Annotated in this window: 18 protein-coding genes and 1 pseudogene; 12 read left to right on the top strand and 7 right to left on the bottom strand. The window is 72.1% G+C overall.

The genetic code is table 11. From position 1 onward, the window contains the following. The first annotated feature begins 121 nt into the window (after positions 1-121). On the top strand, positions 122-1060 hold the full coding sequence (locus tag ABGB06_RS07805) for a LysR family transcriptional regulator (protein ID WP_347586691.1): 939 nt from the start codon (positions 122-124) through the stop codon (positions 1058-1060). Here ABGB06_RS07805 and ABGB06_RS07800 read toward each other — a convergent pair. Further along, positions 1051-1197: a hypothetical protein gene (locus ABGB06_RS07800; RefSeq protein WP_347586689.1), complete on the bottom strand. Its 147-nt coding sequence runs from the start codon at positions 1195-1197 to the stop codon at positions 1051-1053. The two genes, ABGB06_RS07805 and ABGB06_RS07800, sit on opposite strands and share 10 nt — an antisense overlap. 28 nt (positions 1198-1225) lie before the next feature. Here ABGB06_RS07800 and ABGB06_RS07795 point away from each other — a divergent pair, with 28 nt between their 5' ends. The 8 genes from ABGB06_RS07795 (at position 1226) to ABGB06_RS07760 (ending at position 9801) form a co-directional block, all read left to right on the top strand. Next, positions 1226-2761 carry an SAM-dependent methyltransferase gene (locus tag ABGB06_RS07795; RefSeq protein ID WP_347586687.1) on the top strand — a complete coding sequence of 512 codons (1536 nt, stop codon included), beginning with the start codon at positions 1226-1228 and terminating at the stop codon, positions 2759-2761. Between the two features lie 75 nt (positions 2762-2836). After that, positions 2837-4039: a TerD family protein gene (locus ABGB06_RS07790; RefSeq protein ID WP_347587499.1), complete on the top strand. Its 1203-nt coding sequence runs from the start codon at positions 2837-2839 to the stop codon at positions 4037-4039. Positions 4040-4615: 576 nt separating this feature from the next. Next, the gene (locus ABGB06_RS07785; protein ID WP_347586686.1) at positions 4616-5923 is read left to right on the top strand and encodes a histidine kinase; all 1308 of its coding nucleotides are present in this window, start codon (positions 4616-4618) and stop codon (positions 5921-5923) included. After that, positions 5916-6356 carry a roadblock/LC7 domain-containing protein gene (locus tag ABGB06_RS07780; protein WP_347586684.1) on the top strand — a complete coding sequence of 147 codons (441 nt, stop codon included), beginning with the start codon at positions 5916-5918 and terminating at the stop codon, positions 6354-6356. The genes ABGB06_RS07785 and ABGB06_RS07780 overlap by 8 nt, the downstream gene beginning before the upstream one ends. Beyond that, positions 6353-6709: a DUF742 domain-containing protein gene (locus tag ABGB06_RS07775; RefSeq protein WP_347586682.1), complete on the top strand. Its 357-nt coding sequence runs from the start codon at positions 6353-6355 to the stop codon at positions 6707-6709. The genes ABGB06_RS07780 and ABGB06_RS07775 overlap by 4 nt, the downstream gene beginning before the upstream one ends. After that, positions 6690-7298, top strand: a complete 609-nt coding sequence (locus tag ABGB06_RS07770) for an ATP/GTP-binding protein (RefSeq protein ID WP_347586680.1) — start codon at positions 6690-6692, stop codon at positions 7296-7298. Before ABGB06_RS07775 ends, ABGB06_RS07770 begins: the two co-directional genes overlap by 20 nt. Further along, positions 7298-8578, top strand: a complete 1281-nt coding sequence (locus tag ABGB06_RS07765; RefSeq protein WP_347586678.1) for a cytochrome P450 — start codon at positions 7298-7300, stop codon at positions 8576-8578. Before ABGB06_RS07770 ends, ABGB06_RS07765 begins: the two co-directional genes overlap by 1 nt. Then, on the top strand, positions 8575-9801 hold the full coding sequence (locus ABGB06_RS07760; protein WP_347586676.1) for a cytochrome P450: 1227 nt from the start codon (positions 8575-8577) through the stop codon (positions 9799-9801). Before ABGB06_RS07765 ends, ABGB06_RS07760 begins: the two co-directional genes overlap by 4 nt. 31 nt (positions 9802-9832) lie before the next feature. Here the strand turns inward: ABGB06_RS07760 and ABGB06_RS07755 are convergent, their stop codons facing one another. The 5 genes from ABGB06_RS07755 to ABGB06_RS07735 form a co-directional block, all read right to left on the bottom strand. Then, entirely contained in the window at positions 9833-11320 is a 1488-nt protein-coding gene (locus ABGB06_RS07755) for a cryptochrome/photolyase family protein (protein WP_347586674.1), read from the bottom strand. A gap of 218 nt (positions 11321-11538) precedes the next feature. Next, positions 11539-12321 (bottom strand): hypothetical protein, encoded by a 783-nt coding sequence (locus ABGB06_RS07750; RefSeq protein ID WP_347586673.1) that lies wholly within the window; start codon positions 12319-12321, stop codon positions 11539-11541. A 30-nt stretch (positions 12322-12351) separates the two neighbouring features. Next, positions 12352-12810, bottom strand: a complete 459-nt coding sequence (locus tag ABGB06_RS07745) for a SigE family RNA polymerase sigma factor (RefSeq protein WP_347586671.1) — start codon at positions 12808-12810, stop codon at positions 12352-12354. A gap of 126 nt (positions 12811-12936) precedes the next feature. After that, on the bottom strand, positions 12937-13719 hold the full coding sequence (locus ABGB06_RS07740; RefSeq protein WP_347586669.1) for a DUF5995 family protein: 783 nt from the start codon (positions 13717-13719) through the stop codon (positions 12937-12939). A 102-nt stretch (positions 13720-13821) separates the two neighbouring features. Next, the gene (locus tag ABGB06_RS07735) at positions 13822-14376 is read right to left on the bottom strand and encodes a hypothetical protein (protein WP_347586667.1); all 555 of its coding nucleotides are present in this window, start codon (positions 14374-14376) and stop codon (positions 13822-13824) included. 464 nt (positions 14377-14840) lie between these two features. Between ABGB06_RS07735 and ABGB06_RS07730 the strand changes: the two genes are divergently transcribed. From ABGB06_RS07730 to ABGB06_RS07720, 3 genes are read left to right on the top strand one after another with little or no spacing between them, the layout of a single operon-like run. Then, on the top strand, positions 14841-16028 hold the full coding sequence (locus ABGB06_RS07730; protein ID WP_347586665.1) for an FAD-dependent oxidoreductase: 1188 nt from the start codon (positions 14841-14843) through the stop codon (positions 16026-16028). A gap of 48 nt (positions 16029-16076) precedes the next feature. Then, a complete protein-coding gene (locus ABGB06_RS07725) occupies positions 16077-17012 on the top strand; it encodes an RNA polymerase sigma-70 factor (protein WP_347586663.1) in 936 nt (311 codons plus the stop codon). Between the two features lie 55 nt (positions 17013-17067). Next, positions 17068-18393, top strand: a complete 1326-nt coding sequence (locus ABGB06_RS07720; RefSeq protein ID WP_347586661.1) for a PQQ-binding-like beta-propeller repeat protein — start codon at positions 17068-17070, stop codon at positions 18391-18393. A gap of 49 nt (positions 18394-18442) precedes the next feature. Here the strand turns inward: ABGB06_RS07720 and ABGB06_RS07715 are convergent. Continuing rightward, positions 18443-19183 (bottom strand): annotated as a pseudogene (locus ABGB06_RS07715) (class I SAM-dependent methyltransferase); the annotation flags it as partial. Between the last annotated feature and the right edge of the window lie 582 nt (positions 19184-19765).

Here is a 19765-nt window from a genome sequence, read left to right as displayed (position 1 = left end):
CTCGTACGTCTCTCGTTCCGTCTCTCGTTTCGCTGGATCCACGATCGTTCGGCCCGGCGCCGCGAACAACGACGAAGTCCGCGACAATCGATAAGCCACACTTATCGACGGAGGTCACGGAGTGGAGCTACGGGATCTGGAGGTCTTCCTGACCCTGGCGACGCGGCTGCACTTCGGCCGCACCGCCGAGGAGACGCACGTCTCGCAGGCCCGGGTCAGCCAGACGATCAAGAAGCTGGAACGGCGGATCGGCGCGCCGCTTTTCGAACGGAGCAGCCGCCGGGTCGAACTGACCCCGATCGGCGAGCGCCTGCGCGACGACGTCGAGCCGGCCCTCCGGCAGCTGCGGTCGGGCCTCGACGCGGCCGTCTCCGCCGCGCGCGGCCTCGCCGGCGCCCTCACCATCGCCTTCCAGGCCCCGCCGGTCGCCGATCTCGTCGCCCCGCTGCTCACCGCGTTCCAAAAGCGCCTCCCGGACTGCGAGCTGCGGATCCGGGAGGCCGCGTTCACCGACCCGTTCGCGTTGCTCCGCGGCGGCGAGGTCGACCTGCTGACCACCCTGTTCCCGGTGCGGGAGCCCGACCTCACCGTGGGACCCACCGTCCTGACCGAGTCCTTGGTGCTCGCGGTACCCGCCCGGCACCCGTTCGCCCGCAAGGCGAGCGTCTCGCTGGAGGACCTCGCCAGGGACACCGTCCTCAGGGCGGCGTGGCCCTCGACCGACTGGGACGACCCGCGGCGGCCCTTCCACACCCCGCGCGGCAGGCCGATCGAGCGCGGGCGTTCCGTGGCCACCCTCCAGGAGCTCCTCGCGGCGGTCGCCGGCGGCGAGGGAGTGTGCCCGGTGGCCGCGCACGCCGCCGACTACTTCGCCCGCCCGAACATCGCCTACGTCCCCTTCCACGACGCGCCGCCCGTCAGCTGGGGACTGGTGTGGCGCGGTGCGAACGAGACGGAGCGCCTCCGCGCGTTCGTCCGGACCGCGCGCGGCGGCCGGGCGTCGGGCGCCGAACGGCCGGAGGAGCGGCGGGGCGGCGGTCCGGGCCCGGGTCAGGGCTGAGCCAGCGCGGTGTCCACCGCGTCGTCGAGCTGCTCGCGCAGATAGGGGCACCGCCCGATCGGATGCGGATCCGGGCACTCCAGCAGATGTCGCAGCGCGTCGTGCGCGGCCCGCACGGCGTCGCACGGCGTCGGCATCGGCGCGTCCGGGGAGGGCGCCCCCGAGGTGCTGCGGGAGGGACACGAGTATGCCGACCGGGCCTATCTGCGGGCCATGATGTTCTACCGCTACCGCTCCGACGCCGTTCTCGAGGGCGACCAGCCGGACGAGGACCTCGACGTCCTCCGGGACGAGGCGCGACCGGGCTACCGGCTGCCGCACCACTGGCTCGTCCGCGGCGGCGACCGGGTGTCCACGGTGGACGTCGCGGGCTCCGCTTGGCTTCTGCTCGCCGGGCCGCGCGGAGACGGCTGGATCTCGGCCGCCGCGTCCCTCGACGTCGAGATGCGTGCCCACCGCGTCATACCCGGCACCCACGGCGACGACGACGGCGCGACGTTCGGGGATCCGGACGGAACCTTCTCCGACCTCGCCGGCACGGGCCCGGACAGCGCCCTGCTGGTCCGCCCCGACGGCTTCGTCTGCTGGCGGGTCGCCAGCATGGGCACCGACCCGGCACCACTTTGCGAGACGCCCTGCACCGGATCCCGGGGCGCGGGCCCCGCCGCCCCGGCGTCGATGACGGGAATCGGACGCGGTTCGACGGGAATGCGCCGGAGGGACCGGCGTACGGCGCGGCGCGGGGCGGTGTGCGCCGGCGGTCCGTGTGAGACTGCCCCCTGGACACCGAAGCGCCGAAGCGCCGAAGCGCCAGACGAGCCAAGGGAGTTGGACGACATGCCTGATGGACCCCGCGGGGCCCGGCAGGGCCAGCAGCCGTACGACTGGAGCTGGGCCGCGTCCGACGACCAGGCACCCGTGCCGCCCGAGATCGACACCACCAAGCCCAGCATCGCCCGGGTCTACGACGCGGGCCTCGGCGGCAAGGACAACTACCCCGTCGACCGCGCCGTCAACGAGGAGGCGCGGAAGATCCTCCCGTCCGCCGTGGAGAGCGCCCGCGTCAACCGCGATCTGCTCATCCGCGGCATCCGCCACCTCGCCGAGCAGGGCATCGACCAGTTCCTCGACCTCGGCTCCGGCCTGCCGACCGTGCAGAACACCCACGAGGTGGCGCAGTCCGTGAACCCGAAGGCCCGGGTGGTGTACGTCGACAACGACCCCGTCGTCCGCATCCACGGCGAGGCGCTGCTCGCCCGGAACGCCAGCACCCGGGTCGTCTCGGCCGATCTGCTCGACGTGGCCGGCGTGCTCGACCATCCGGACGTGGCGGACTTCCTCGACTTCGACCGCCCGGTCGGCCTGGTGATGATCGCCGTGATCCACCACGTGCTCGACGAGGAGAACCCGGCCGCCGTCATCGACGCCTACAAGGAGCACCTCGCCCCGGGCAGCTACCTGTTCCTCTCGCACTTCTGCAACAGCTCCCCCGAGGCGCGCGCCCTGGAGGACCTGCTGGTGGGCGCCCTGGGCCGGGGCCAGTTCCGCAGCACGGAGGAGATCGCGACGTTCTTCGACGGCTTCGAGCTGCTGGAGCCGGGCGTCGTGCACGCCCCGCTGTGGCGCCCGGACGGTCCGGTCACGCGGCCGTTGGACGACAGCGGCCTGCTGATCGCCGGCGGGCTGGCCCGCAAACCGTGACGTCCGCGGCGCCTCCCCGCCGACCGCTTCCGCCGGTCGGCCGGCGGTCAACGTACGGTTGGTGCCGTGACGACGATGACTTCTGGCTCCAACCTCCCCCTCCCCGCACCACGGGTCCGCGTGGAGGTGACCGCGCCCAGCGCGCTTGACGTCTCCGGGCTGCTGATCGCCGCGAACGGCAGGGTCCGCTCCGACGACGACTTCGTCTTCTACAACCAGCCGAACGGGCCGGGCGTCAGCCACCGCCCGGCCTCGCCGGCGGGTCCCGACAGCATCACCGTGGACACCGCGAGCGTGCCGGCGGACATCGACAAGGTCGTCATCACCGCCAGCCTGGACGGCGGAGCGCCGTTCGCGGGGACGGAGCCCACCACGACCGTGCGGGACGCCGACAACGGGAACGTCCTGGCCACGTTCACGCCGCCCGCGCTGTCCACCGAGACCGCGCTGATCACCGTCGAGGTGTACCGGCGCGGGACCGGATGGAAGGTGCGCGCGGTCGGCCAGGGGTACGCCAACGGACTCGCGGGCATCGCCACCGACTTCGGCGTCAGCGTCGACGACGCCCCGCAGCCCGCCGCGCCCGCCGCGCAGCCCACCCAGCCGGCCGCGGCCGCGCCGCCGCCCCCGCCTCCCGCCATGGCCGCCGCACCCCCGCCGCCTCCCGCGGCCCCGGCCCCTGCCCCGGCACCGGGGGGCGTGATCAACCTCGACAAGGGCCGGATCTCCCTGACCAAGAACCAATCGGTCTCCCTGGTCAAGACCGGCCGGCCGCCGCTCGCCGTCGTCCGGATGGGGCTCGGCTGGGAGCCGGCGTTCCGCGGCAAGAGCATCGACCTCGACGCCTCGGTCATCGCCTTCGACCCGCAGCGCAAGAAGCTGGCGACCTGCTGGTTCATGAAGACCACGATCCTGGGCGGCGCCATCGCCCACTCCGGCGACAACCTCACCGGACAGGGGGCGGGCGACGACGAGGTCATCACGGTGGACCTCAGCCGCCTGCCCGCGGAGGTCACCGGCCTGGTCTTCGTCGTGAACTCCTTCACGGGCCAGAAGTTCACCGCCGTGGCCAAGGCCTACTGCCGCCTCCTCGACGGCCCCTCCGGGGACAACGAGCTGGTCCGCTTCGACCTCACCAGCTCCGAACCCCGCACCGGCCTGATCCTCTGCAAGCTGATCCGTCAGTACTCCGGCGAATGGCACATGACCGCCATCGGCGACTACGTCGACTCCAAGACCGCCCGAGGCATGGTCAAGCCGGCCGCGGCGGCCCTGTAACGGCGCCGCGGTGTCCCGTTCCGACAGCCCGAAGGCGGCGCCGACGGCGCGTCGGTTGCCGCCATTTCACCGCCATCTCCCCGTTCATGGCTGAAACTTGCGCGTTGCGGCAGCGTAATGACGGCATTAGCCTTGCGGACTGATCAAGTCCGCACTGCCCTTCGACCGTGTCTGGCGGTAGTGCGGAGCGATTGTCCGTAAACCGTGGAGACAATGAGCTCTGTGCACATAAGCGCCGCCGGAAGTCAGCATGTCGCCGTTCAGCGGTGGCTCCGTCCGTCGGTCGAGTCCGCGCGGGCGGCGGCTCTTCCGGACGTCGGACGTCGAATCCATGACTGTGGCGAAGCTCTCACCCGCCCGTGTCGACGTCACCTGTCGGCCGGCCGCGTGCGACGTCACCAGTGAGCCGCGACTGACCGGAGGCCCGCGTTCTCTCCCCGACCGGCCGGTCCGCGGCCGGCTGGAGCGCGCCCGTTCCCGCCGGGAACGGTGCCGGCGCGGGCCCGGACGCGGGCGGACCCTGCCTGACCCCCTGTCTCCTTGTTGTTCTCTGTCGTCCGTGAGGGATGAACTTCGATGGATCCCGATCTCAACGTGTGGATCTCGGTGGCCGCCGCGGTGTGTGGCGGCCTCGCGGGGCTCGCTGTCACCGCCCTGATCCGCTCGGTCCGGGCCCGGCGGCGGCTGGGCGAGCGGCTGGCGGCCGCGCGGCGGGAAGTCTCCGACGCCCAGGCGCTGAACGCGGCGCTGACCGGCGAACTGCGGCATCTGGCCGGGGTGCGCCTGCCGACGTTGGTCGACGACATCGCCCGCGAGCAGCGGTCCGTCCACGTCCCGGGGCTGAAGTACGCGGAGTTGCGCGGCACACCGGCGGGCGACGCGCACGAGGCCGTGGTGCGGCTGGTCGGCGAGGCCGTCGGGGGCGTTCGGCAGAGCGTCTCCCGCGCCGTGCTCGCCTCGTTGCGGGACATGCTGGACGAGCCCCAGACGATGCTGGCCGCCACGCAGAAGCGCCTGCTCACCGAGATGGACAGACAGTCTGACGCCTCGTCGTACGTCGAGGGTCTGATGGGCCTGGACCACCTGGTCACCCGATGCCTGCACGGGGTCCAGCGGATGCGGATCCTCGCCGGTTCCTGGCCCGGCGTGCAGCGGGCGAACTGCCAGATGTCCGACGTCGTGGAGGGAGCGCGGGGCCGGATCGACGCCTACGGGCGCGTGGCCTACAGCTACGAGCCGGCCACCGGAAAGGTGTGGTTGGAGGGGCGGATCGCCGAGCCGTTGGCGGTCGCCGTGACGGAGCTGATGAGCAACGCCGTCGGCTACTCCGACGGCCGGGTCGACGTCTTCGTCCAGCAGGTGCAGGACGGCTACTGCATCGTCATCGACGACGCCGGCGTGGGCATGAACGCCTTCCAGCGTGACGAGGCGGCCGCCGTCCTGACGCAGAGTCAGGTGCTCGACGTCACCACCCTGCCGGACTCCGTGCAGTTGGGCTTCGCGGTGATCGGACGCCTCTGCAACGAGTACGGCTTCACCGCCGACGTCTCGTCCGTCTCGCCCTTCGGCGGGGTACGGGCGGTGCTCCGGCTGCCACATCGCCTGCTCGCCGACGGCCCCAACGAGATCCTCACCGAGCCGGAGACCTCCACCACCACCCCGGAGCGGCCGCGGCCCGACGACATCTCCCGCGGGACGGCGGCGAGCGGCGCCGACCAGTTGCCGCAGCGCCGCCGCCGCACCCGGGCGGCCCAGCCCGCCGCGCAGCCCGTCGCGCAGGCCCCGGTCATGGACGCGCCGCTGGACCCGGACGCCGCCACCGCCGGGCTGGCGAACATCGTCGACGCCCTCCGAACCGCTGAAGGAGACCAGAGCCATGAGTGAACAGCACACCGCCGAGACGACCGACGTCGCCTGGGTGCTCAACCGCATCATCGACGAGAACCAGACCGCGCTGAACGCCGTACTGCTGTCCTCCGACGGCATGCTGCTCGCCAAGTCGGACAGCCTCTCCCGCGACGCGGCGGAGCGCACCGCCGCCACCCTCGCCGGCCTGCAGAACTGCAGCCGGGCCCTGGGCGAACTCTGCGGCGGGGAGCCCAACCAGCAGATGCCCTGGCAGAAGTCCGTCATCGACATGGGCGACCACACGGTGCTGGTCTTCGCCGCGGGCCCCCGGGCCTACATCGCGGTCTCGGTGCGCGAGGGCATGGCGAGCCCGGAGGTGGGGCTGGTCACCATCGCGACGGTCAAGGCGGTCAACGGCCTGCGCGAGATGCTCTCGGCCCGCGAGCGCGACAGCGTGCGGCCGGCATGAGCGCACGCGGACGCCGACGCGACGGGCTGGTCCGCGCCTACCTCCCGACCGGCGGCATGGCCCGGTCCACCCGCCAGACCCTCGACCTGGCCACGCTCCTGATCCCCATCACCGACCGGGACCTGCGGGGCCTGGACCCGCACAGCCATCGGGTGATGGAGCTGTGCCTGCCCGGATCGCTGTCGGTGGCGGAGGTCAGCGCGCACCTGCGGCTGCCGGGGACCGTCACCAAGGTCATCGTCGCCGCGCTGGTCGACAAGGGCTACCTGATCAGCCGCAACCCCGTTCCCGCTGCCGAACAACACGACAAGACCCTGCTGGAGAGGATTCTGCATGGCCTCCAAGCTCTCTGAGGGCGCCTACCTGCGGCCGGACGTGACCACCTCGGTCAAGATCGTCATCCTTGGCCCGTTCGGTGTGGGCAAGACGACCTATGTCGGCTCCATCTCGGAGATCGTCCCGCTGGCCACCGAGGAGAGGATGACGCAGGCCGGGGAACTGGTCGACGACCTCGGCGGGATGGCGAACAAGACCACGACCACCGTCGCCATGGACTTCGGCCGGATCACCCTCGGCGGGGACATCGTGCTGTACCTGTTCGGCGCGCCGGGGCAGGCGCGGTTCGCGCCGCAGATCGAGGGTCTGCTGGAGGGCGCACTGGGCGGGCTCGTCCTGGTGGACACCCGCAGCGCCGAGCGCATCGAGGAGAGCTTCGACGCGATAGGCCGGCTGGAGGAGGCCGGGCTGCCCTACGCCATCGCGGTCAACGTCTTCGACGACGCGCCCGACTACGACGTTCCCGTGCTGCGTCAGGCACTGGACCTGGAGCCGTCCACCCCGCTGGTCCTGTGCGACGCCCGCGAACGTGCCTCGACCAAGGAGGCGCTGATAGCGCTGGTGACCCACCTGCTCGCCAGCCCGAGCCTGGAGTCGGTGTCCTGATGACCGACGCGACCCCCACCACCGCCGCGACCGCCGCCGCCGGCGAGTCCCCGTACCCGATGCTGTACGGGGACGCCTTCGCCGCCGACCCGCGGGCCGCCTACGACCGGCTGCGGGCCGCGGGCCCCGTCGCCACCGCGGAGATCGCCCCGAACGTCCGCGCCCTGGTCGTCACGAGCTACCGCGCGGCCCTGAGCGTCCTGAAGGACGAGCGGAACTTCTCCAAGGACCCGCGCCGGTGGCGCGACCTGGCCGAGGGCCGCGTCCCCGAGGACAGCCCGGTCCTGGCCTTCATGGCGTACCGCCCCTCCCTGCAGTACGCCGACGGCGCCGACCACACCCGGCTGCGCCAGGCCATGGACGACTGCCTGTCCCGCGTGGACCCGCACGACCTGCGGGAGGTCACCCGCCGGGCCACCCTCACCGCGATCAACGACGTCGCGCCGGCCGGTCACGCCGACCTCATGACCGCCCTGGCCGACGTCGTCCCGCTGATGGTCGTCACCGAACTCCTCGGCTGCCACGCCGAACTGGCCGAACGCATGGTCGCCGGCTGCCGCGGCATGATCAGCGCCGGTCCCGGGGCCGAGCAGGCCGCGGCCGAGTTCGCCGCCTGCCTCATGGAGCTCATCCAGCTCAAGCAGGAGCGGCCGGGACGCGACGTCACCTCGTGGATGGTCGCGCACCCCGCGGGCCTGAACGTCGAGGAGATCGTGCACCAGCTGGTCGTCCTCGTCGGGCCCGGCACCATCCCCATGGCGTCCTGGATCGCCTACTCCCTGTGGCTGCTGCTCACCGACGACGCCTCCGTCGGCGACCTCGCCCAGGGCACGATCACGGTCCGCCGGGCCCTGGAGAAGGCGTTGTGGGAGTACGCGCCGATGGCCAACTTCTCCGTGCACTACGCCCGCGTCCCCACGGTCGTCGAGGGCGTGGAGATCCCCGCCGGCGTCCCGGTGATGATCTCCCACGCCGCGGCCAACACCGACCCGAGCCTGCCCGCGGAGCTCGGCTACAGCAGCCGGGCCCATCTCGCCTTCTCCGCTGGCCCGCACCGCTGCCCGGCCGTCGGCCTGGCCACCGTCATCGCCACCACCACGATCGAGACCGTGATGGACCGGCTGTGGGACATGCAGCTGGCCGCGCCCGGCGAACAGCCGGTCAACCGGCACGGCCCGTTCCACCAGTGCCCGGTGTCCATGCACGTGCGATTCCCGCCGAAGACCGCGACGGCTCTCACCGCCGCACACTCCGCCTCACACACCGGAGGTGCCCCATGACGACGACGCCCGCTCCCATCGAGCTCGACCCCACCGGACGCGACGTGCACGCCGAGGCCGGCCGGCTGCGCGCCGCCGGCCCGGCCGTGCGGGTCGCGCTCCCCGACGGCGTGGTCGCCTGGTCGGTGACCCGCGGCGACGTCGTACGGACGCTGCTCACCCACCCGGCCGTCTCCAAGGACGCCGCCAAGTCCTGGCCCGGCTACGAACCGGGCGCCATACCCTGGCTGACGGCCTGGACCGACGGCGGCAGCATGTTCACCGCCGACGGCGAGGACCACGACCGCCTCCGGCGCCTGATCAGCCAGACGTTCACCGCCCGCCGGGTCGAGGCGTTCCGGCCGGCGATCGAGGCGCTCGTCGCCGACCTCGTCACCAGCCTGCGGGCCCGCCCGCCCGGCACGGTCGTCGACCTGCGCGCCGCCTTCGCCAACGAGGTGCCCACGCGGCTGATCATGGATCTGTTCGGCGTCCCCGAGGAGCGGCGACCCGAGACCCTCCGCGTGGTCAACGGCGCGCTCGACACCTCCAAGTCACCGGACGAGGCCGCCGCCCACCGGCGCGACCTGCTCCAGGCGATGCGCACGCTCATCAGCCTCAAACGGGCCGAGCCCGGCGACGACATGATCACCCATCTCGTGACCGTCCGGGACGTGAACGGCGACCAGCTCACCGACCCCGAGCTCGTCTCCACCCTCATCCTGCTCATCGGCGCCGGTACCACCACCACGATCGCCCTCCTGGGCTGGGCCGTCCACGAGCTGCTCAGCCACCCCGACCTCCTCGCCGACGTCCGCCGCGGCGCCGCCTCCTGGGCGGACGCCATCGAGGAGACGCTGCGCCTGCACCCGCCGATCGTGCACCTGCCCCTGCGCTACGCCACCGCCGACATCGACCTCGGCGAGGGCGTCACCATCCGCGCGGGGGACTGCATCCTCACCGGGTTCGGCGCCCACGGCCGCGACCCCGCCGTCCACCAGGATCCCGAGGCCTTCCGCCTCGACCGGGCCGACAAGCAGCACCTGGCCTTCGGACACGGTGCGCACTACTGCCTGGGCGCGCCGCTCGCCCGGCTGGAGGCGGGCATCGCGCTGCCCGAGCTCTTCGCCGCGTTCCCCGACATGCGCCTGGCCCTCGACGACCCCGACGCCGATCCGGAGCGCCAGGAGTCCTTCATCGCCAACGACCTCCGCGCCCTCCCGGTCCGCCTGACGCCGAACTAGCCGTCAGGCGTCAGGCGTCAGGCGTCAGGCGTCAGGGCGGCCCCGCGTCCCACCGGCGGTCGGTGTGCAGCACCTCGTCCACGTCGCCGAGCCGGTCCAGGCCGCGCACGGCGCGCGCGGTGCGCTGGTTGCCGGCGAGCAGGGCGCGGTGGCGGTGGGCGAAGGACCAGTAGCCGGTGGTGTACGGGCAGGCCCGCTGCCCGGTGCGGTCGGAGGGGCGGTAGGCGCAGTCGCCGCACAGGTCGCTCATGCGGTGGATGTAGGCGCCGCCCGCGGTGTACGGCTTGGTGGTCATCCGGCCGCCGTCGGCGTACTGGGACATGCCGGTCACGTTCGGCAGCATCACCCAGTCGTAGCCGTCGACGAAGGACCGGTGGAACCAGCCGGTCACCTCGCGCGGGTCCCAGCCGCGTTGCAGGGCGAAGTTGCCGAGCACCATCAGCCGCGGGATGTGGTGGGTCCAGCCGGTGTCGCGCACCTGGGCGAGCACGGTGCCCAGACACCGGGCGGTGACGGCGTCCGCGTCGAGCTCGCCGAACCACTCGGGCAGCGGCGCGCGGTGGCGCAGGGCGTTCCCGGTGCGGTAGTCGTCGCCGAAGTACCAGTACAGCTGCCACACGTACTCGCGCCAGCCCGCGATCTGCCGCACGTACCCCTCGACGCTGTTGACGGGTGCCCGCCCGTCGCGCCAGGCCCGCTCGGCGGCGGCGAGGCATTCGGCGGGGTCGAGCAGGCCGAGGTTGAGGGAGGACGACAGCAGGCTGTGGCTCATCACCGGATCGTCGGCGAGCATCGCGTCCTCGTACGGGCCGAACCCGGCGAGCCGGTGCCTCACGAACCGGCGCAACGCCGCCAGCGCCTCGCGCCGGGTGGCGGGGAAGCGGCGCGGGCCGTCCCGGCCCACGAAGCGGATGCCGTCCTCGCGCTCCCAGCGGTCCAGGTCGGCGCGCACCTCCTCGTCGACGGCGTCCTCGCGGGGGCGGTAGGGCGCGGGCGCGTCGAGGGTCCCGGCGCCCTTCGGCGGCGGCTCGCGGTTGGCATGGTCGTGGTTCCAGCGCCCGCCGGCGGGTTCGTCACCGTCCATCAGCAGATCCAGGTCGCGGCGCATCCAGCGGTAGAAGTCCTCCTGCCGCAGGCGCCCGCCGCCGTGCTCGTCCGCCCAGGCGCGGAACGCCTCGTGCGACAGCAGGAACCCCCGGGCCGGCAGCACCTCCACCCGGGGCAACGAGCGCACCAGCCGGACGGCGGCGTGCGACGTGGGATGGCGCACGGTCACCGCCCCGTCCCCGACGGCCTCGCGCAGCCCTTCGCGGTAGGTCTCCGCCCGCACGTAGACCACCCGGTTCCCCAGCTCGGCGGCCCGGTGCCGCATCGCGGAGAGCACCAGATGGGCCTTGGCCCGATGGAATCGCCGCCGGCGGAACACGGAGCGCGCCTCGATCATCACCACGGGAGCGTTCCGACCCGTGACGAAGTGCGGCCCGAGTTGATCCCCGAACAACCAGTGCGCGCCGCTCACACCGTCCGCCCTCCGCTGTCGTGGTGCCCTACACCGTCTCTACGGCGCGAACGTCCCCGCCGGATGCGCCCGGGAGCGCGGCCGGGCGGGTGATCCGTGGGCGCGTCCCCGCGCCGCTCCGGCCCGGGACGGACCGCCGTCACCGGCCCGACGCACGGCACCGCCGAGCGGCCGGGAGCCCTCCCTCCGATGGCTTCCGGCCGCTCGTCGCGCCAGGATCAGGGAGTCTCGTCGGCGGCCCGGACGTAGGTGCCGTGGCCGATGACGTTGCCGTCGCTGTCCCAGGTGCTGACGGTGAAGTCGAAGTCCTCGATCTCGAACTCCACGTAGAACACCGCCCACCCCGGGTCACCGGGGAGAGTGAGGAGTTCGACGTCCCGGGTCTCACCCTCCGCCGTCTCGAAGACGATGCGCTCGACCCCCTCGGTGCTCACCACCTCGACCAGGGGCGGGTTCCCGGCGTAGGGCCGTTCCGGATTGGTGTCCTCGAAGTAGCCGGCCTCGGGCAACGGCACTTCGGGAACGCCCTCCGCCCGGGCGATCTCCTCGTCGATGGCGTCCGCCGGAGCCACCGCGTAGCGCTCCCCGCCCGGCAGCAGCGCGAGGACCATCCCGTCGTCCAGGGCGATCTGCTCGTAGGGCTCCACCACCGTCGGATCGATCCCGGACGCGGCGGCGGAGTCCGAGCCCTGCGTGGGCTCCTGGGAGTACGGGGACTGCGTGGAATCCGTGGGGTCCGGGGACTGCGTGGACTCATCGGACGCGGCGGACTCGGCGGCGGGGGGAACGGCGGTCGGCTCGGAGCCGGAGGACGGCAGGGAGGCGGCGGCCAGGGGCGCGACGGCGACCGCGAGCACGGCCGCCGTGCCCACCGCCACCCGGCGCCGTGCCCGGCGTCTGCGGCCCCCGCGAACCAGTTCGTCCACCGGCGCCGGCCCGCGCACGGCGGTGTCCGCCAGCAGGCCCAGCCGTTCGCCGATATCGGTGTCGTCGTTGTGCATCAGGGCAACTCTCCTTCGCAGTGAGGGGGTTTACCGATCTCCGGCCACCGGGTGCAGCTGCCGCACCGCCCGGTCCTCGCGCAGCTTCGCCAGGCCGCGCGCCGTCTGGCTGCGCACGGTGCCCAGCCGCAGGCCCAGCAGATGCGCCACCTGGGTCTCGCTGCGGTCCTCCAGATAGCGCAGCACCACGGCGAGGCGCTGTGCCGGCGGTAACCGCAGCAGCGCGCGCAGCAGCACGTCGCGATCGGCGCTCTGCTCCGTGCTGTCCCGGGTCTGGCGCTCCGGAACCCAGGTGGTCAGCCACTCGCGCACGCGCCGCAGCCTCTGCCGGTCCCTGTGGACGTTGATCATGATCCGCCAGGCATAGGCGTCCGGATCGTCGCTGCGTTGGACCCGGTCCCACTTGACGTACGCCTTCTCCAGCGCCGTCTGCACCAGATCCTCGGCATCCTGGTGGTGACCGCACAGCAGATACGCCGTCCGCAGCATGCGCGGCCATCGACTGTCAGCGAACGCGCGGTAGTCATCCTCCGCGTCCGGATCCTTCACCACAGGCCCTCCCGGCCTCCCCGGCAGATCGTCTACACCCCTACAGACGACCCCACCCCCACCGACCTATCCGCCCCGCGGAGGTTGTTCCATGGCCCGGTCGAGATGGGCGATGACGGCGGACACGTCGTCGCTCTCGGTGCTCCGGATCAGCCGCAGCGCCGGCCGGACGAGGCCGCCGGGCCGCGCGATCAGCCGTGCGAGCACCTCGGCCCGGACGTCGAGCCGCTCGATGGTGTCCGCGCGCTCGGCCTCGCTCTGGCCGGCGAGCACGACGGCGTTGTGCCAGGCCTCCTCGCGGGACTGGCGGATGTTGAAGTCCAGGATCCGCTCGTCGGTGCGGCCCCCGACCCGGTCCAGCAGCGACAGCAGCGGCGACACGTCGCCCACCGCGCTCTGCACGGCCTGCAGCACCCGCGCCAGGATGTCGTTGATCAGCAGGAAGTCGCGCCGCAACCCGTGGATGGCCTGACCCGGGCTGGTCCGCGCGGCGGCGATCGCCAGGTCGAGGTTGATGTGCGCGTTCACGCCGAGGACCAGGTGCTGGACGATCACGGTGTCCGGGTCCGTGTCGTCGAGCAGCCCGAACGCCTCGCGCCAGCACCGCGGTCCGCCCCGGTCGCGGCGCCAGGCGTCGTACGCGTCGAAGTAGCGGTTGCCGAACAGCGTGTCGAACCGGTCCATCCGCGGGCCGTCGTCGAACAGCCCGCTGCCGATGCCCGTCCGGATCTCGACGGTCACCTGCCGGTACAGCGCCGCGAAGTACCCGACCCGGTCACCCGCCCGGCCGGCCTCCCGCACGATCCCGGCCAGCCCGTCCACCACCTCGTCGATGTTCTCGGCCGCCATGCCCCCAACTCCCCTCTCTCCGCCCCCGGCCGCGGTCCGCGGCGCCGATGACAGCGTCGTCCCGCCGCCGCGCACCGGGGGAGAGGGCTATGAGCCAATGCGTCACAGCTCCCCGGGGGCGAAGCTCATGACCGCCGTGCCGTCCTCGATGCCCAGCACCGCGAAGTCGATGATCATGGTGTTGACGTTGCCGAAGCTGCCGCCCTCGGGGCCGACTCCCACCTGCATGGAGCCGCTGCCGCCGCTGGAGTACGTCATCGCGAGCGTCACCTGGTTCGCACTGATCTCCGCGACGGTCACCCCGCCGACCTCCGGATCGAACGGAATGCTGGTGCCCACCGTCACCGCGACCTCACACGCACCGTCGGCACAGGCGTCCACGTCCGTCCCGTCCGCGGCGTCCTCCGGCGCGAGGGGCGTGAACTCGGGCGTCGGCTCGGCGGTCGTGGGATCGGGTTCGGGCGTGGGGGAGGGGGACTCCGACTCCTCCTCCGTGGGCGACGACGACGGGGACGGCGACGCCGTCGCGGCGTCGCCGTCCCCGCCCTGTGCCGCCTCGTCGGTATCCGACCCACAACCGACCAGGACGACCACCGTCACCACCGCGGTCACGGCGCCGAGCGTCCTGGTGCGGCTGAGGCGTAGACGCGACTGCATGGAGAAACTCCGTTCCGAGGCAGGGCCAAACCGTCTCCCCAACGGTTGTAACCGCCCTCCCACGGGAGGGGTCCCGCCCGACGATCCCGCTCAGCGCGTCGCGTGATCGTCGGCGCGGGCGACCACCGATCGCGTGGTCTCGCGGCCCCTGGAGTCTCCGGCCGCCGCCCGGCGACGCCACATTCGCCTTGAGGCGAAGTGATTGCCCCAAACCACCTGCCGGTGGCCGGAACCCGAAGGTGCCCGAGGCGGTCACGCCTCACCTGTCCAGCACAGCGCGTCCTCGGTCCCGTCGTTCCGCCGAAGCAGACCTCGTTCTCGCCAGGAGCCGAGTAGGGCCCGGGGCTGCCCACCGAGTCCGCGTCGCACGCATCCGGTGTGATCCGCCTCACATGTTGTCAGAACGGGCGAGCACGCGGTGTCTGGTGGCCGAACGCCGAATCCCTGGAAGCGGAGGAGACACCATGACCGAGAACACCGACGTGGTGGTCATCGGCGGCGGATACGCCGGCGTCATGGCGGCCAATCGCCTGACGCGGCGCGACGACGTGAGCGTGACGCTGATCAATCCGCGGCCCGCCTTCGTCGAGCGGATCCGCCTGCACCAACTGGTCGGAGGGTCCGACGACGCGGTGGTCGACTACCGGAAGGTCCTGGCGGAAGGCGTCCGGCTGGTCGTCGACACCGTGACCCGGATCAACGCGGCCGAGCGCAACGTGACCCTGGCGGACGGCGACCCCCTCGGATACGACTACCTGGTCTACGCGGTGGGCAGTGCCACCGCCGACCCGGGTGTGCCCGGGGCGGCCGAGTTCGCCTACCCGACCGCCAGCCTGGAGGAGGCACAGCGGCTGCGCTCCGCCGTCGACGGCGCGGCCGCGACGGCCTCGATCACGGTCGTCGGGGGCGGCCCGCTCGGCATCGAGACGGCCGCCGAGCTCGCGGAGCTGGGTCGCACCGTGACCCTGGTCTGCGGCGGGCAACTCGGCCCGTACCTGCACCCACGGGGCCGACGCTCGGTGGCCAGGGAGTTGTCGAAGCTCGGCGTGACCGTGCTCGACGGCCCCGGCACGAAGGTGACGACGGTGACGCGCGACGCCGTGCGGCTCGGCGACGGCCGCGAGATCCCGAGCACGGTGACGATCTGGACCGCCGGCTTCCGCGTGCCGGAGCTGGCCGGCCGCAGCGGGCTGAGCACCGACGCCTCGGGCCGCATGCTCACCGACGAGACGCTGACCAGCGTGGACGACGAGCGCATCGTCGCGACCGGGGACGCGGCCGCGCCTTCCGGTCTGCCGCTGCGGATGAGCTGCCAGGCCGCGCTTCCCCTGGGCTCGCACGCCGCCGACACCGTGCTCAGCCGGATCGCGGGTGACCAGCCCGCGGACTTCAGCAAGGGGATCGCCGCCATGTGCGTCAGTCTGGGCCGTCGGGTCGGTGTCTTCCAGTTCGCCCACAGGGACGACACCGCGCTATGGCTTCGCCTGGGCGGCCGACTTGGTGCGAAGCTCAAGGAGGCCGCGTGCCGGAGCCCCATCAAGCAGCTGGCGGACGAGGCACGCAAGCCCGGTTCGCACACCTGGCCGGTCAAGGACGCCAAGCGCCGGGAGAGGATTCAGTCCCTGCGCGGCGAGGCGCCGGCCACCCGCTGAGTGGATGCCCCGCGCCCACGCCGGCCTCCGACGAGAGAGGGCCTCGCCATGGACGCACGACCAGCCGGGAAGGAGACGGAGCGAGCTGTGCGCGACCAGGCCGCTGACCAGGCGACGGAGGCGTTCGTCGCGCACCGCAACCTGCTGTTCACCGTCGCGTACGAGATGCTCGGGTCGGCGGTCGACGCCGAGGACGTGCTCCAGGAGACCTGGCTGCGGTGGGTCGAGGTGGACCTGGCGCAGGTGCGCGACCAGCGCGCCTACCTGGTGCGGATCACGACCCGGCAGTCGCTCAACCGGCTGCGCACGGTGAAGCGCCGCCGGGAGGCGTATGTCGGCTCCTGGCTGCCCGATCCGCTGCTCACCGCGCCGGACGTGGCCGAGAACGTCGAGCTCGCCGAGAGCATGTCGATGGCGATGATGCTCGTCCTCGAAACGCTGTCGCCGACCGAACGCGCCGTCTTCGTGCTCCGTGAGGTCTTCGACGTCGGCTACGACGAGATCGCCGCCGCCCTCGACAAGAGCCCCGCTGCCGTCCACCAGATCGCCCACCGCGCCCGCCGGCACGTCGATGCCCGCCGCCCCCGCCGGGTGGTCTCCCCGAACCAGGCCCGGGCGGCCCTGGAGTCGTTCCAGCGCGCGCTGGAAACCGGGGACCTGCAGAGCCTCCTCGACGTACTCGCCCCCGAGGTCGTCTTCGTGGGCGACGGCGGCGGCGTCAAACGGGCGGTGCCGCGACCCGTCGTCGGCGCCGACAGGGTGGTCCGCATGCTCGCCAGTGGTCTGGGCAAGCTCGACGCCACGTTCGCCTGCGTCCCCACCGTGGTCAACGGCAACCCGGCGCTGGTCCTCCGCCTGGACGGCGAGCTCGACGGCATCCTGGCGATCCGCGTCGAGGACGCCCGCATCACCGGCCTCTACTACGTCCGCAACCCCGACAAGCTCACCCGCGCCGAATCCGAAACCCCACTCACCCTGCGCTGAACCCGGACAGCCGCGGCCTTAGACTGCGCGAACATCGAACCGTTGGGGGAACGGCATGTTGTTACGGGGTACGGGGCGGCGCCAGTGGATCGCACTTGTGGCGGGTGGATTGCTGCTCTCCGCCTGCACGAGCGGCGACGGGGGCGACGCTGACACCGCCAGTCCGGAGGGCTCGACGGAATCGGCCCCGGCTGGTGAGGAGGCGCTGTGGCGCGCCGAGCCGGTTCCGATCGTTGGCGGGGACGTGGGTCACACGCGGCTGTGGGCGCCCGACGGAGGGCCGGTCGTCACCATCTCCGGGACCGGCGTGGTGGGCTACGACCCTCTGACCGGCGCGTCGCTGTGGGAACTTGAGCCGCCCACGCCGGCCGGTACGCCGTGTGGCGCCTCCGAGGTGAACGGTGACGGCATCGGCGCGGTGATGTACCACCGGAACGACGTTGGCGACGAGCCCCACTGCTCGGTGCTGGTCGTCGTGGACACCCGCGGTGGCGAGGTGCTGTGGCATGAGGAGCTCGCCGGCCCCGCCGACACCGTCGTGTCGGAGGGCACGCTGGTCACCGTGGGGGAATCGGTGATCTCGGCCCGTCCGGACGACGACGCCCCGCTCCTTCGCTTCGCCCTCGACGGGGAGCGGTTGCCGCCCCTGGAAACGCCCGAGGACGACGCCGCGTCGTGCGACGCGCGTACCTCCTGGGAGCTGACCGCGGAGCATGTGCTCGCGTGGACTCCGTGCGGTGAGGAGGACGTCATGCGGGTGGCGGCGTTCGGGACCGACAGCGGTCAACTCGCCTGGACCACGGAGCTGGAGGGGCGCGGCCGCGACTCGCTTACGTACCTCCTCCCCGGCGAGGAACTGGCGGCCACGATCGGCTTGGACCACCTGCTGGTGTTCGACTCCGCCGGGGAGGTACGCGCCGAGATACCCGGCGTAGCCAGCGAGGGAGTGGTCGCCGGTTCGGTGCTGGTCCTGCCCGAGGGCCCCACCGCGGCGGGCACCGACGGCTTCGTCGGCTACGACCTGCACAGCGGCGAGATGCTCTGGCGGGAGGAGAGTGGCATCGGCACTTGGCTGTTCGACGGCGTCAGCGGGCAGCGGACAAGCTTCGACCGCGTGTACGCCGAGGGCGACCCCCTGATCCTCAACGAGGGAATCGCCGAGAACAGCTACGCCGAGGTCCAGCAGGTCGCCTCGCTCGATCCGAGCACGGGCTCACCGACCTGGGACGTCACCCTCTCCAGCGGTGACGACGCCGACTCCCGTCTGACCGAGACCGAGCCGCTGGCGCTCGCCACGCGGGACTCGGTGATCTATCAGCTCGCGGTCTTCTCAGAAACCACCGGAAACAGGCTGGAGCTGTCCGCCCATCAGGTGCCGTGAGAGGCGTCTGAGCTCGTCGCCCCGCTGGCCGGAGCGAGGTCCCACCGTCCGGGAGGCGGTAGACCGAGACGTGGGATCCCGAGTCGGCGGTGAACGGCTCGCCCTGCCAGTCCGCGTGCCTGGATTCGAGTTCGAAGCCGGCGAGCTGTGCCATGAGGTCGAGTTCGGACGGCCAGACGTAGCGGTGCGGGCTTTGGAAAAGCGTCGCGGTCCGCTTGCCGTCCTCGAAGGCGAAGTGGTGCGAGACGACGTGCTGGGTGAGCACGTCGTAGGTGTCCAGGACGATATGGCCGGGCTCGGAGTGGCAGACCACGGCCTTCCTGTCGGGCGGGAGCTTGTGCACGTCGGGCACCCACAGTTCGACCACGAACCGGCCGCCGGGTGCGAGGTGGCGGGCCGCGTTGCGAAAGCACTGGACCTGCTCGGATTGGGTCCGCAGCACGGAGATGGCGTTGAAGACCAGGTAGACGAGCCGGAAGGAGCCCGCGCCGGGAGCCGTTGCGGTGGCCATGTCGCCCAGGACGACGGGGATCACCTCCTCGTCGGCCTTCGTGCGCAACCGCTCGACCATGGGCCGGCTCAGCTCGATGCCCGTGACCGCGACGCCCCTGGCGGCGAGCGGGACGGCCACCCGGCCCGTGCCGATGGCGAACTCCACCACCCGTCCGCCGTCGGCGAGTGCGGCGAGCGTGTCCACGGTCGGCCCGAGGACGTCGGATGCGAACATCCCGGTGCCGGGCGTGTCGTAGCCCTGCGCCGCATCGGCATCCCAGACCTCGTCCTGTCGCATGCCGCACATCATCTGGGAGGACCGGGGTGGGCGTCGACAGCATTTCCCCCGTGGTCCGAACGCCCAGGCGTCCGGCGCGCGGCCTCATTCCGCGCTGACCGCGCCACCGGTATGACGAATGATGACCGCCGGTTGTCAGGGGTGAACGGTAGAGGACTCGTGCCCGATGTCAACTCCTTCTACGCATGATTTTCGACCATTATGCCGAACAAGTCATCTAGGAACGGAGTGTTGGCCGGCGGCTCCACCTGCCCTACCTCCCGTTCTGCGCCGTGATCGCCAGCCGCGCGGGGTGGAACCCTGGCCGAGGCGGCTCAATTTCGTTCACTCACCCGAAAAATAATAGGTACGACGTGTGTCGCTTCTGTCTGCACTGTGCCTACGATCGGTAGGTCTGATGAGCCGCTGGCGTTCGGTGCACCGTCCGCCGGCTTGGCAGCAACGGCCTGTGCCCGCCCCGCAGGCCATCGCATCGCAGTTACGTGCGCCATCCGTTGTGTTCCGGTGAGGCTTCCCCTCCGCACGCCAGGTCGCCGGGCTCCCGAGAACAGGGTTGCCGTGTGGGTGGGCCTTCCGGCTGAG

It is taken from the genome of Streptomyces sp. B6B3, assembly GCF_039871525.1.
Classification (GTDB): Bacteria; Actinomycetota; Actinomycetes; order Streptomycetales; family Streptomycetaceae; genus Streptomyces.
This window is presented reverse-complemented; position numbering and strand designations above follow the sequence as displayed.

What these genes read in the sequence shown, in the direction of transcription:
- ABGB06_RS07785 (WP_347586686.1), top strand. Translation starts at nt 4,616, where the DNA reads ATGGATCCCGATCTCAACGTGTGGATCTCGGTGGCCGCCGCGGTGTGT.
- ABGB06_RS07730 (WP_347586665.1), top strand. Translation starts at nt 14,841, where the DNA reads ATGACCGAGAACACCGACGTGGTGGTCATCGGCGGCGGATACGCCGGC.
- ABGB06_RS07740 (WP_347586669.1), bottom strand. Translation starts at nt 13,719, where the DNA reads ATGGCGGCCGAGAACATCGACGAGGTGGTGGACGGGCTGGCCGGGATC.
- ABGB06_RS07760 (WP_347586676.1), top strand. Translation starts at nt 8,575, where the DNA reads ATGACGACGACGCCCGCTCCCATCGAGCTCGACCCCACCGGACGCGAC.
- ABGB06_RS07750 (WP_347586673.1), bottom strand. Translation starts at nt 12,321, where the DNA reads ATGCACAACGACGACACCGATATCGGCGAACGGCTGGGCCTGCTGGCG.
- ABGB06_RS07790 (WP_347587499.1), top strand. Translation starts at nt 2,837, where the DNA reads ATGACTTCTGGCTCCAACCTCCCCCTCCCCGCACCACGGGTCCGCGTG.
- ABGB06_RS07720 (WP_347586661.1), top strand. Translation starts at nt 17,068, where the DNA reads ATGTTGTTACGGGGTACGGGGCGGCGCCAGTGGATCGCACTTGTGGCG.
- ABGB06_RS07735 (WP_347586667.1), bottom strand. Translation starts at nt 14,376, where the DNA reads ATGCAGTCGCGTCTACGCCTCAGCCGCACCAGGACGCTCGGCGCCGTG.
- ABGB06_RS07800 (WP_347586689.1), bottom strand. Translation starts at nt 1,197, where the DNA reads ATGCCGACGCCGTGCGACGCCGTGCGGGCCGCGCACGACGCGCTGCGA.
- ABGB06_RS07765 (WP_347586678.1), top strand. Translation starts at nt 7,298, where the DNA reads ATGACCGACGCGACCCCCACCACCGCCGCGACCGCCGCCGCCGGCGAG.
- ABGB06_RS07770 (WP_347586680.1), top strand. Translation starts at nt 6,690, where the DNA reads ATGGCCTCCAAGCTCTCTGAGGGCGCCTACCTGCGGCCGGACGTGACC.
- ABGB06_RS07725 (WP_347586663.1), top strand. Translation starts at nt 16,077, where the DNA reads ATGGACGCACGACCAGCCGGGAAGGAGACGGAGCGAGCTGTGCGCGAC.
- ABGB06_RS07745 (WP_347586671.1), bottom strand. Translation starts at nt 12,810, where the DNA reads ATGCTGCGGACGGCGTATCTGCTGTGCGGTCACCACCAGGATGCCGAG.
- ABGB06_RS07775 (WP_347586682.1), top strand. Translation starts at nt 6,353, where the DNA reads ATGAGCGCACGCGGACGCCGACGCGACGGGCTGGTCCGCGCCTACCTC.
- ABGB06_RS07780 (WP_347586684.1), top strand. Translation starts at nt 5,916, where the DNA reads ATGAGTGAACAGCACACCGCCGAGACGACCGACGTCGCCTGGGTGCTC.